Raw genomic sequence first — 11,529 nt, 5'->3', positions numbered from 1 at the left:
TTTTTTTGTGTCTGTGAAGACAGAAGCGAAAGCGATCTTGGCCTCAGTTTCCGCCTGATCAGCTTTCCGGTTCCAGATTGGGGCTGAAATGGTTGGTGCCCCAGGTCAGAGCCAGGACGAAAAGCGCGGCGAACAGGCCGATGGCCGGGCTCCAGAGCGGCGGGGCCGATAGCGAAAGCCGCATGAGCAGGGTACCGATCACAAAGCCCGAATTGCGGAACACCGCATGGTAAAAGGGCATGTAGCGCTGGGCGATGAGCACCATGGCGATGTCCGCGAAAATCAACACGGTATAGATGGTTTCAAAAAAATGCTGGTCCTTGCCGGTTTGCAAATGAAGCACCAGGTCGTGCATGCCGATGGCGAAAAAGATCACGAACAGGGCCAGGGCCAGCAGTTTTTTGCTCATGACATAACGCATGCGCATGTCCGCATTCTGGATAAAGCGCTGTCGCCGCGCGATGCGCCGGTACATGCCCAGGCAGAGAAAAACGCACAGCGCCCCGGCTCCGGACACGCCGATCTCCGCCACCCGCCAGATATTGTCGATATTGACGTAAACCGGCTCCGGCAGGGCGGCCAGCTCCTTAAAGGCATTGCGCAGCAGGATCAGGGTCAGGATCTCGAACTGCTTGCCCATGGACTGGGACAGGGACGAAGGGATCACGAAAATCAGGCTCATGACCTCCATGGCCAGAATCAGGGTGAAGGCCAGGTGGATGGCGTAAAAATGGCTTTCCGGCGGCTGGGGCAGCCAGAGCGGGTACAGGCCCAGACGTTTCAGCTCCACGCCCGCCAGGGCGGCCAGATAAAACCAGAGCAAAAAAAGGGCGATGCGCCGCTGGGTGGACGGGCGCTCCCAGAAATGATGCAGCCAGTCGAGTATATCGGTGAGCGGCTGGAATTTGTGAATCAGCATAAAGCCTCTGTACTGCGCGCGTTGCGACGTTATTATTCAGGAAGGAGTACTGACAGGCAGAAGATAGCCGGACGGGCGCAAATGTCAAAGGCGGGAATGTGTCTTTTCGGCGGCAGCCCGTAAACCGCCATGCCCGCAGGACACACGCGACAGGATTCGAACCACAACCCCCGAGCCCGTCCTCCCCAAAGGGCGACAGATGCCGCCCTCGGAACCGCCCTCCAGGGCAGACGCATCTAAAAAGCCTTTATTCCCCGATAGATCGGGGAACGAACAAAAAGAGGCGAAGCTACCTTTACTCCGCCGGAGCGAAGCGCAGGCGGATGGCTGGTGCCGGGAGAATCCTAAAAAAATGCGCTGGCCGTTGCCGCGTCAGCGGCTTGCTTGAGCCGTTCACGGCGAAGCCGTGTTGCCTTAGCTGTAGCCGCAGGGCGGCGTACAGATAAGGACAGCACTGCTACGGATCAAGACAGCACCGCTACGGATAGCGACAGCGATTTCCTTGGATATAATTTTGCGTAACCAATTGCTGTCTTCATCCGTAGCTAGCGTTGCTGTCTTTCTCCGTACGGCTCACAAGTTCGCCTACGGCTAAAGCTCCTTCGTCGCAACGGCTGAAGCAAGATTTTTGCGTGCCGGCAAGGAAAATGGCGCTTTTTGCGCGGAAACCGACCGGAAGGCGGCCCAAAGGGCCGTGCCCGTTGGCGAGCCGGGCGAGCCTTACGGGCATCGAGAGCAGAGCGTACTCAAGTACATGAGCAGCAAAAAGCGCCAGATGACGCAGCCAGCACACAAAAGGCTGGTTTTGACGGATCATCACGGCAAATAAAAGGCCTGCAAAGCCTGGAATTAGATGCGTCTGCCCTGGAACCGCCCTCCCTCACGGCTTGCCATCCGTGCCCAGAAAACGTAGAAAAAGGGCTTCCCCCACGAGCCCCCATACCTTGCGACAGCATATCCGCAGCACATTGAGGTAGAGATCATGCCCCATAAGGGTCCGCATATTTCCATTTCGCCCGACTATGTGGTCAACCGCATCCTGAAGATCAATATCGACGACTTCGCGGAATGGCCTGAATCCGTGCGCAATCTCGCCATCGCCATCGCCGAGGAACTTTTCCTGGTGGCCTACAATCCCTTTATCGACGCCGACACCGTGCGCGGCAGCGTGCGCGAGAGCTTCGAGCGGGAATCCGTGTCCCTGGCCCACTATTACGCCACGGCCATCGGCGAGGGCATCACCATGTTCTGGTCCGCCTATGAGGCGGAGGCCGAATTTCGGGACAGGCTCATCGACGCCCTGCGCCGCGTCCTGCCCGAGGAATGCATTCTCATCGAGCCCTCGGCCCTGGTGGAAACGGCCACCGACGCCACGGACCTGCGCATGGAGCTGCCCCTGCTGGTGGTGGAGCCGGACAATACCGAGCAGGTGGCCGAGCTGGTCAAGCTGGCCAACGACATGAAGTTCGCGCTGATCCCGCGCGGCGGCGGCTCGGGCATGACCGGCGGGGCCGTGCCGGCGCGCAAGCGCACCCTTATCGTCAGCCTGACCCGCCTGACCCGCATCGGCCCCATTGATCCGGACGAAATGACCGTCACCTGCCGGGCCGGGGCCATCACCCAGGAAGTGATTAACGCGGTGGACGCGGCGGGCGCGCTTTTTTCCGTGGACCCCGCCTCCAAGCAGGCCTCGTCCATCGGCGGCAACGTTTCGGAAAACGCGGGCGGCCCCAGTGCCTTTGAATACGGCACCACCCTGGACAACCTGCTCTGGTGGCGCATGGTCACGCCCACGGGCGAAATCATCACCGTGGAGCGCGAGAACCATCCCCGTCACAAGATCCTGCCCGACGAAACCGCCGTCTTTGTGGTTAAGGACGTCAGCGGCGGCGTGCGCAATGTGGTCCATCTGCGCGGCGACGAAATCCGCCTGCCCGGTCTGGGCAAGGACGTGACCAACAAGGCCCTGGGCGGCCTGCCCGGCATGCAGAAGGAAGGCGTGGACGGCATCATCACCGAAGCCTGTTTCATCATCCACAAGAAGCCGCAGCACAAGCGGGTCATGGTCCTGGAATTTTTCGGCCGCTCCATGCACCCCGCGGCCGTGGTGGTGCGCGAGCTGGTGGCCCTGCGCAACCGCATCCGCCAGGAGGGCGACTACGCCCACCTTTCGGCCCTGGAAGAATTCAACGCCAAGTACGTCCAGGCCATCGAATACAAGCGCAAGTCCGAAAAATACGACGGGCTGCCCATTTCTGTGATCATCCTCCAGGCCGACGGCGACGATCCCTATCTGCTGGACAAATGCGTGGGCGACATCGTCAGCGTGGTGGAACAGCAGGAGAATGTGGACATCATCGTGGCCGGGGACGACAAGGAGGCCGAACGCTTCTGGGAGGACCGCCACCGCCTGTCGGCCATTGCCAAGCGTACCTCGGGCTTCAAGCTCAATGAGGACGTGGTCATCCCCATGGAGCGCATTCCGGATTTCGCGCTTTTCCTGGAGCAGCTCAACCTGGAGTGCACGGCCGCGTCTTACCGCCACGCCTTGCAGGAAGTAGGCCGCCTGCCCGGCTTCCCCATGGAGGACAAGGACTTCAACCGCGAGTTCTCCCAAGCCTCCAAGGCCGCGTCCGGCGACGTGTCGGCCGCGGATGTCTCGGACATTGAAATGGGCGCGCGGGCCGAAGCCTTTCTGGACCAACTGGCGGAAAAATATCCTCACCTGGCCAAGAAGATCGCCAAAATCCGGGCCTACATGGAGGCCAGCCGCATTGTGGTTGCCAGCCACATGCACGCGGGCGACGGCAACTGCCACGTGAACATCCCGGTCAACTCCAATGACGCCCACATGCTGGAGGAAGCCGAGGAAACAGCGGCCCGGGTCATGGCCGAATGCCAGGAAATGGGCGGCGAAGTCTCGGGCGAGCACGGCATCGGCATCACCAAGATCGCCTTTTTCGGCAAGGACAAAATGGACGCCCTGCGCGCCTTCAAGGAGCGTGTGGACCCCCGCGACGTCATGAACCCGGCCAAGCTGGTGCACCGCGAGCTGCCGGTGCGGCCCTTCACTTTTTCTTTCAACCGCCTGATCAACGACATCCATGCCAGCGGCCTGCCGGACAAGGAAAAGCTCATCAGCCTGCTCACGGCCATCCAGATCTGCACCCGCTGCGGCAAGTGCAAGCAGGTCTGCTCCATGTGTTATCCCGAGCGCTCCATGCAGTACCACCCGCGCAACAAAAACATGGTGCTGGGCATGCTGCTGGAGGCTGTCTATTACTCCCAGGTCAACAAGGGCCGCATTGACGAGCGCCTGCTCAAATGGCTGCGCGACCTGGTGGAGCACTGCACGGCCTGCGGCCGCTGCATGGCCAACTGCCCGGTGAAGATCCCCTCCGGCGAGGTGGCCCTGACCCTGCGCGCCCTGCTGGAACACGAGGGCGCGGGCGGGCATCCCATCAAGGAACGCGCCCTGGAATGGTTGGTGGGCGACATTCCGCACCGGGTGCCCAAGGCCGCCAAGATGGCCTCCCTGGGTCAGAAGATGCAGAACAAATTCCTGGGCTTCGTGCCGGAGATGTGGAAGCGGCGCATGCAGAGCCCGCTCTTTTCCGGGCGCGGGCCCAAGATGGGCTATACCAACCTCTACGAGGCCCTCAAGCTGCACCGGGGCTCGGTGTTCGCTCCGGCGGAGCCGCAACCCGGCATGCCCTGCGTGCTCTACTTTCCGGGTTGCGGCGGCGCGCTGTTCTACGACCGCATAGGCCTGTCCTCCATCATGCTCCTGCTCAAGGCCGGCTTTGCCGTGGCCGTGCCGCCCCGGCACCTCTGCTGCGGCTATCCCCTGCTGGCGGCGGGCATGGATACGGCCTTTGAGGACAATCTGGCCCAGAACCGCCAGTATCTGGCGGCCATGCTGCGCAATCTGGCCAAGCAGGGCTTTGACTGCAAATACCTGGTTTCGGCCTGCGGTTCCTGCCGGGACGGCCTGGAACGCCTGCACCTGGAAGAGCAGTTCCCGGACCTGCTGCGGCGGGACGTGAGCCAGCTCGTGCTGCCCCTGCTGGACAAGAATGCCGTACAGGCCGCGCCCGAGGGCAAGAATCTGATCTACCACGGGGCCTGCCACTGCGAATGGGCCGACGTGCACAAAATCAAGGGCCAGAAGCAGTTGGTCAAAGCCCTCGGCGACTTCAGCGGCCTGACGGTCAGCCTCAATCCCGGCTGCTGCGGTGAATCGGGCATGGGCGCCATGACCTCGCCGCAGATCTACAATCTGCTGCGCTCGCGCAAGCAGGACCGCCTGGGACAAGCCTTTGCGGACGGTTATGACGGGCCGGTGGTGGTGGGCTGCCCCTCTTGCAAGATCGGCATTGCCCGCAGCCTGATCAAAATGCACGACAAGCGGCCCGTGCTGCATGTGGCCGAATGGCTGGCCGGGCTGCTGGACGGCGAGGACCGGCGGCAGAGCTTCCGCAAAAAAGCCAACGAGTCGCGCGGCGAGATCCGCGTGATCGAGTTCTAGCATCGACGCATGCGCGCGTGTGGGAAAGGGGCCGGAACCGCTGTGCGGTTCCGGCCCCTTTCATTTCCGCATTGCGGTTACGCGCTTCCTGGCGTCTGATTGCTAAAATTGAGAGCGCATAGGGGGGGGTCCCAATTGAGGAGTTTTGTCTTTCCGGCAATAAAAACAAGCTTTTTACGAAGGGAATGTACTCTTACGGTACTCGACTTGAGTGAAAAATGCAGGTTGACGCAACCGGAAGGCAAAAAAACATGGAGCAGATTAACTTTGAAATACTGCGCATTCCAAAGTTAAAGACACGATTATTCCGCCGCTCAGCTATGTTCTTCTCGCCCGTAACGCTCGAAGACTCGCTAACGGGAGCAGCAACAGAGCAAATAAATTGCGCTACGGCTTCGTAGCGTGATACTGCTCTCGCAGCCTCGTTAGAGCCTTTCAAAATTAAAATGCTCCGGTCAGAAGCAGCCCCTAGAAAGAACGGAAGCGCTCCACCTTGGCGGGCGGCAGGTTGCGCAGGACCAAACCGCGTTTTTCGCGGCGGCAGCCCGCGCGGACCAGGGGCGAACAGCCCCAGAGCGCATAGGTGAACTGGATGATGCAGCCGCTGCGGGCCGTGGCCGCGCGCATCTGCTCCACAATGGCCTGTTGCACGGGCGCGGGCAGGCTGAGCAGGGGCAAGGAGGAGACCACGGCAGCCACGGGCCGGTTTGCGGGCAGGTAGTCGGCCAAGCGCGTCGCGTCGCCCCGGATGACGGTCAGTTCGGGAAAACGGTTCCGCAGGACGCGGCAGAACGCGGGCAGACGTTCCAGCACGAGCAGGCGCTCGGGAGCCACACAGGCCCGCAGCGCCCGAGTCACCGCGCCGGTGCCCGCGCCCAGTTCCACCACCAGGCCGTCGCCAGGCGGCAGCATGGCGGCCATGTGCCGGGCCAGATGGACGCCGCTGGGGCAAAGCGCTCCCACGCTGCGCGGCGCGCGTGCCCACTGTCCCATAAAGGCCTCCGCCCGCCCAAAGCGATCCAGCAGAAGGGCCGGGCGCAGAGAAGGGGCCATCCCTTCCAGGGTCTGCCGTCCCAGGTTCAGGGCCAGAGTCGCCAAACGCTCCCGTGCCGCAAGCGCGCAGGAAAATATCTTCATCGCTCACTCCTGGTTGAAAAGAACACGCTGTGCGTGCAAGACGTAGCGCGAGCGGCGTCAGCAAAGCGTCAGGCCGGATGCCGGGCATGTCCGGCGCGGCTCGCTCCCGTTTCAGGCCGTCCGGGGAAAATACGCCTGCGGCGATTGCACTGCGTTACGTCCGCGCGCAACGGCAACCAGGGCGCGTTAACACGACCGGAATTTTGTTCGCTGGCAAGGAAAACGACTCTTTTATGAAGAGAGCGTACTCTTACGGTACGTGACCGGAATAAAAGGTGAAGTTCGACGACGCCAGGGGGCGAAAGAACGTAGTGTCAACACGCCCTAAAGCGGTTGGCGCATTTCGTGCGTGAGCGGCTCTAAACGGCCGCCATTGTATCACGGCAATGCCGCGAACGGCCCCCGCGGTCGGAACGCAAAGCAACGGTCGGCAGGCTGCCACGCCCGACGCCTTCGCGGCCCCGTATCGACATTCAGGCTCGAACATGATACCCGCCAAGCATGCTTAATATTGATTTTTCCCAAGCTCTCCACACGCTGGCCATCGCCCTGGTGCCCGCGCTGCTGGGCATCATCCTGCACGAAGTGGCCCACGGCTGGGTGGCCGAACGCTGCGGCGACCCCACGGCCCGCCTCATGGGCCGCCTGACCCTGAACCCCCTGCCGCATATTGATCCCATGGGGCTGCTGGTCTTCGGCCTGACCAGCCTTTCCGGCGCGTTTGTTTTCGGCTGGGCCAAGCCCGTGCCCGTGAACGCGCGCTATTTCCGCCATCCCGCCAAGGACATGATGCTGGTGGCTCTGGCCGGGCCGCTGACGAACTTCCTGCTGGCCGTGCTTTTCGGCGTGACCCTGCGCCTGGTACTGGCCTTTTTCCCCTTTGACGTCTGGCAACAGCACAACTTCTACATTTTCGCCCTGTCTTCCCTCCAGGCCGGCGTGGTGATCAATTTCGGCCTGGGCTGGCTCAATCTGGTGCCTATTCCGCCGCTGGACGGCAGCAAGGTTGTGGCCTATTTTCTGCCCGGCGAAACGGCCTGGCGCTACCTGAGCATGGAGCGCTACGGTTTTATCATTCTTTTGCTGCTGCTGTTCACCGGAGCCCTGGGCTACGTGCTGGGGCCGCTGGTCAGCGGCAGCGCCAGAGGGCTTCTGTCCCTCCTGGGCTTATTGTAATCCAAAGGGAACACTGATTAATGGCCTTGTTGCCGCCTGCCTCGGCAGAGAGCAAAACCCCTCATTAATCAGGCTTCCCGGAGCAGATTCACTTTGAAATTTTATAAAGTTCAAAGTGAAATTGCTCTAAGACCTCCCCGCCGCGGGCGCGGGGAAAAACGGGGCATTACGCGCTTGAAATACGTGGGCATCGATTACGGTCTGGCCCGCACGGGTCTGGCCGTGTCCGACCCGGAAGGGCGGCTGGCCTTTCCCCTGGTCACCCTGCGCCTTGAGGAATACCCGAACCGTAAGGACTTCCTGGCGGCCCTGGCCGCCAGAATCACCGCGGAAAAGGCAGAAGCCGTGGTCATGGGCCTGCCCCTGCTGGACGACGGCACGGACAGCCTGACCACCCGCCAGGTGCGCAATGTCACCGAGCGCCTCAAACGCCGGGTGGACCTGCCTGTCTTTTACATGCCCGAGCTGCTGAGTTCCGAAGAGGCTTGGTCCGACCTGCGCGACGCCGGGCTCACGGCCCGCAAACGCAAGGCTGTGCTGGACCAGCAGGCGGCGGTGCGCATCCTTGCTTCTTTTCTGGCGCTGCCCCCCGAACAACGGAGACCGGCATGAAAACCATGCTGCGCATAGTGGGCCTGCTGTTTGTGCTGGCCCTGGCGGCCTGCGGCTGGCTGTGGTACGAAGCCCAGGTCTTTCTGAACAGCGCGCCCGAAATGCCGGGCCGCGAAATCTTTTTCGACGTGACGCCCGGCGCGCGCCTGGGGCAGGTTTCCGCCGCTCTGGCCGAAAAGGGCCTGGTTACCGATGCCCGCAAGTTCAGCCTGCTGGCCCGCTACAAACAATGGGAAAACCGTCTCCAGGCCGGGCGCTTCGCCCTGAACAGCGGCTGGACGCCCGAGCAGGTCTTGGACGCCCTGGTCAACGGCAAGCCCGTGCTTTTCCGGATCACGGTGCCCGAAGGTCTGACATGGTGGCAGACCGGCCGCCTGCTGGAAGAGGCCGGGCTGGTCCGCTTCGCGGATTTCCGGGACGTGGTCACAGACCCGGATTTTCTGCGCCATTACGGCATTCCCTTTGCCACGGCCGAGGGTTTTCTGATGCCCGACACCTATCTGCTCAAAAAAACCGACGAGCCGGACGACGCGCAGTTCAAGGCCCAGGCCCGCGCCGTGGCGGGCCGCATGGTGGACAATTTCTGGCGCAAAACCGCCGCCGTCTGGCCCGGCAAGGCCAGGCCCAAGCCCGACGATCTCAAAAAATGGGTGATTCTGGCCTCCGTGGTGGAAAAGGAAACCGCCATCGACGCGGAGCGGCCCCGTGTGGCCGGGGTGTACCGGAACCGCCTGGCCCGGCAGATGCTGCTCCAGGCCGATCCTACGGTGATCTACGGCCTGGGACCGACCTTTGACGGCAATCTGCGCCGCAAAGACCTGGACGATCCGAACAACCCTTACAATACCTATCAGCGGCCCGGCCTGCCGCCGGGGCCCATCTGCTCCTTCGGCACGGCGGCCCTGGCCTCGGCCGTCAATCCGGAAGCCCACGATTTTCTGTACTTTGTGGCCAAGACTGACGGCGGCGAGCACGTTTTTTCCACCACACTCACGGAACACAATCGCGCCGTGCGCCAGTATTTGCAAAACCGGCGCGGCGGGCGTTAAGGTGGGCGTAACGCAACGCCAGGAGGCCGTATGAACTATCTTATTGTGGAAGACTTTTCCGGCCAGGCCGTGCCCTTTATTTTTCCGCGCCGGGTGGACCACGGCGACATGCGCGAGCAGTTGCCCTACGGCCAGGTACTCTCCTGCGGCGTGCTGGAACTGGGGCCCGACGGCTTCATCTGCTCCGGCGGCAACAATGAGCTGGGCGTCAAGGCGCGGCCCGAGGAGGATGCGGCGATTATCGCCGAGGCCCTCCGGCGGCGGCTGCGAAGGTAGACGCCCGCGCCGGAAGCCAAGGCGCCTTTAGCCGTTCGCGAGCAAAGCGAGCGTTGCTGTCCTTATCCGTACGGCTCCTTTGTCGCACGGATAAGGCAAGGCCTTCGGCCAACGGCTGCCGCAAGGACAGCGGCGCTACGGATGACGACAACAACGACAGGCTGAAGGCAGCGTCAACTCCGAGAATGTCGATTCTCAAAGGCAATCTGTTCCGCAGTCAAGGCTCTTGCATGATCCGCTCCGCCCCGAACCGCGTTCCCGGCCTCATCGTGGGCGGAACCGGCAGCAACGCCGGTAAAACCGTCACCACCCTGGCCCTGCTCTGCGCCCTGCAGGCCAGGGGCCTGCGGGTCCATGCCGCCAAGACCGGCCCGGACTTCATCGATACCGCCTTTCACGCCGCGCTGACCGGCGCGCCCGCCGCCAACCTGGACGTCTGGATGTGCCGCGCGTCCCGGCCGAACCGCGCGGGAGAGCCGTTGCGCCGCATCCCCCAGGGGCTGGCCCGGATCTTTGCCCGCATGCGGGCCCCCGGAATGGACGGCCGGGCCCCGGATATCCTGGTGGTGGAGGGGGCCATGGGCCTCTACGACGGCGGCGCTGGAGGCTCCGGCTGCACGGCCCAGTTGGCGGCCCTGCTGGGCCTGCCCGTGCTGCTGGTGCTCAATGCCCACGGCCTGGGCCAGTCCGTGGCCGCCCTGGCGGAAGGCTTTCTGCGCCATCGCCCGGCCTGGAGCGCAGGCACGGGACAACCCGCCTTTGCCGGAATGATCTGCACCCACGCGGGCAGCAAAAAGCACAGGGAAATTCTACGCCAAGCCCTGGCCCCATTGGTTGCGGATACGGGCGTGCCCCTGCTGGGCCTTTTACCGCGCGACGGCGCGCCGAGGCTGGAATCCCGCCATCTGGGCCTGGTGGAGGCGCGCGAATCCCTGTCCGGCCTGGACCGGGGCGCGCTGGCCGCCTGGCTGGAAACGCATTGCGATCTGGACGAGCTATTGTGTAGCCTGGGCGCGCCCTTGGGCAACAGGCCCCAAACCGCCCTCCAAACAACCCCATCGACCGTTTCCGCCGCTGGGGGCACAACGGCCGCAGCAGCCCGCTTTTTTCCGCCCCGCGTCCGCGCCGGGGAAAACGCGGGCCCTGCCGCACGACAAGTCCGGCCTCTGCTGGGCGTGGCACGAGACGCGGCCTTCAGTTTCTGCTATGCGGATCTGCCCGCCCTGCTGCAGGAACTGGGCGCGGACCTGGCTTTTTTCTCGCCGCTCAGTGATGCCGCGCCGCCGCCGGGCTGTTGCGGGCTCTATTTTCCCGGCGGCTACCCCGAGCTGCATGCCGCCCAGCTGGCCGCCAATACCACCATGCGCGCGGCCCTGCGAGACATGGCGGCCCAAGGCCTGCCCATCTACGGCGAATGCGGGGGCTACATCTACCTGATGCGCGAACTGCGTCTGGAAGGACAAGGCCACGCCATGAGCGGCCTGCTGCCGCTGGATTGCCGCATGGGCGACCGGCTGGCGGCGCTGGGTTACCGTGCGGCCCGGGCCTTGCCCGGCTGGCCCGCCAATGTCGATATCCCGGCCGGCATCATACGGGTGCGCGGCCATGAGTTTCACTATGGCCGCCTGACTCAAACGGAACTGCCGCCCGGCTGCGCGCCCCTCTGGCAGCTGAGCGACAGCAAGGGCGCGCCCCTGGGACCGGAAGGCTGCCGCCGGGGTTGTGTGGCCGGTTCCTGGCTGCATCTCTACCCGGAAGGCGCGCGGAACTTCTGGCGGGCATGGCTCGCCGCCCTGCCCGCGTCCGACATTCTAGCCGGTAAGCCCTGAGAG

General features: G+C 63.3%; 8 protein-coding genes. 6 read left to right on the top strand and 2 right to left on the bottom strand.

Annotated features, from left to right (window positions below; all coding sequences use genetic code 11):
* Positions 1 to 58: 58 nt before the first annotated feature.
* Positions 59 to 919 (bottom strand): hypothetical protein, encoded by an 861-nt coding sequence (locus HMPREF1022_RS12360; RefSeq protein ID WP_008682983.1) that lies wholly within the window; start codon positions 917 to 919, stop codon positions 59 to 61.
* Positions 920 to 1,901: 982 nt separating this feature from the next.
* On the opposite strand from HMPREF1022_RS12360, the gene HMPREF1022_RS12350 reads away from it, so the two are divergent.
* The gene (locus HMPREF1022_RS12350; RefSeq protein ID WP_009303370.1) at positions 1,902 to 5,447 is read left to right on the top strand and encodes an FAD-binding and (Fe-S)-binding domain-containing protein; all 3,546 of its coding nucleotides are present in this window, start codon (positions 1,902 to 1,904) and stop codon (positions 5,445 to 5,447) included.
* A gap of 468 nt (positions 5,448 to 5,915) precedes the next feature.
* On the opposite strand, the gene HMPREF1022_RS12345 is transcribed toward HMPREF1022_RS12350, so the two are convergent.
* The gene (locus HMPREF1022_RS12345) at positions 5,916 to 6,584 is read right to left on the bottom strand and encodes a class I SAM-dependent methyltransferase (RefSeq protein ID WP_009303369.1); all 669 of its coding nucleotides are present in this window, start codon (positions 6,582 to 6,584) and stop codon (positions 5,916 to 5,918) included.
* Positions 6,585 to 7,085: 501 nt separating this feature from the next.
* Between HMPREF1022_RS12345 and HMPREF1022_RS12340 the strand changes: the two genes are divergently transcribed.
* The 5 genes from HMPREF1022_RS12340 (at position 7,086) to HMPREF1022_RS12320 (ending at position 11,526) form a co-directional block, all read left to right on the top strand.
* The gene (locus HMPREF1022_RS12340) at positions 7,086 to 7,760 is read left to right on the top strand and encodes a site-2 protease family protein (protein ID WP_009303368.1); all 675 of its coding nucleotides are present in this window, start codon (positions 7,086 to 7,088) and stop codon (positions 7,758 to 7,760) included.
* A gap of 174 nt (positions 7,761 to 7,934) precedes the next feature.
* Positions 7,935 to 8,372 carry a Holliday junction resolvase RuvX gene (ruvX, locus tag HMPREF1022_RS12335; protein WP_035061708.1) on the top strand — a complete coding sequence of 146 codons (438 nt, stop codon included), beginning with the start codon at positions 7,935 to 7,937 and terminating at the stop codon, positions 8,370 to 8,372.
* Positions 8,369 to 9,421 carry an endolytic transglycosylase MltG gene (mltG, locus tag HMPREF1022_RS12330; protein WP_009303366.1) on the top strand — a complete coding sequence of 351 codons (1,053 nt, stop codon included), beginning with the start codon at positions 8,369 to 8,371 and terminating at the stop codon, positions 9,419 to 9,421. Before ruvX ends, mltG begins: the two co-directional genes overlap by 4 nt.
* 30 nt (positions 9,422 to 9,451) lie before the next feature.
* Complete coding sequence (locus HMPREF1022_RS12325; RefSeq protein WP_008682968.1) at positions 9,452 to 9,697, top strand: hypothetical protein; 246 nt, start codon at positions 9,452 to 9,454, stop codon at positions 9,695 to 9,697.
* A gap of 230 nt (positions 9,698 to 9,927) precedes the next feature.
* Positions 9,928 to 11,526: a cobyrinate a,c-diamide synthase gene (locus HMPREF1022_RS12320; RefSeq protein WP_009303365.1), complete on the top strand. Its 1,599-nt coding sequence runs from the start codon at positions 9,928 to 9,930 to the stop codon at positions 11,524 to 11,526.
* Positions 11,527 to 11,529 lie beyond the last annotated feature (3 nt).

Origin of the sequence: Desulfovibrio sp. 6_1_46AFAA (genome assembly GCF_000224635.1) — a bacterium.
GTDB classification, from domain to species: Bacteria; Desulfobacterota; Desulfovibrionia; order Desulfovibrionales; family Desulfovibrionaceae; genus Desulfovibrio; species Desulfovibrio fairfieldensis.
Note: the sequence above shows the minus strand (reverse complement) of the source record. Positions and strands in the feature narration are given on the sequence as shown.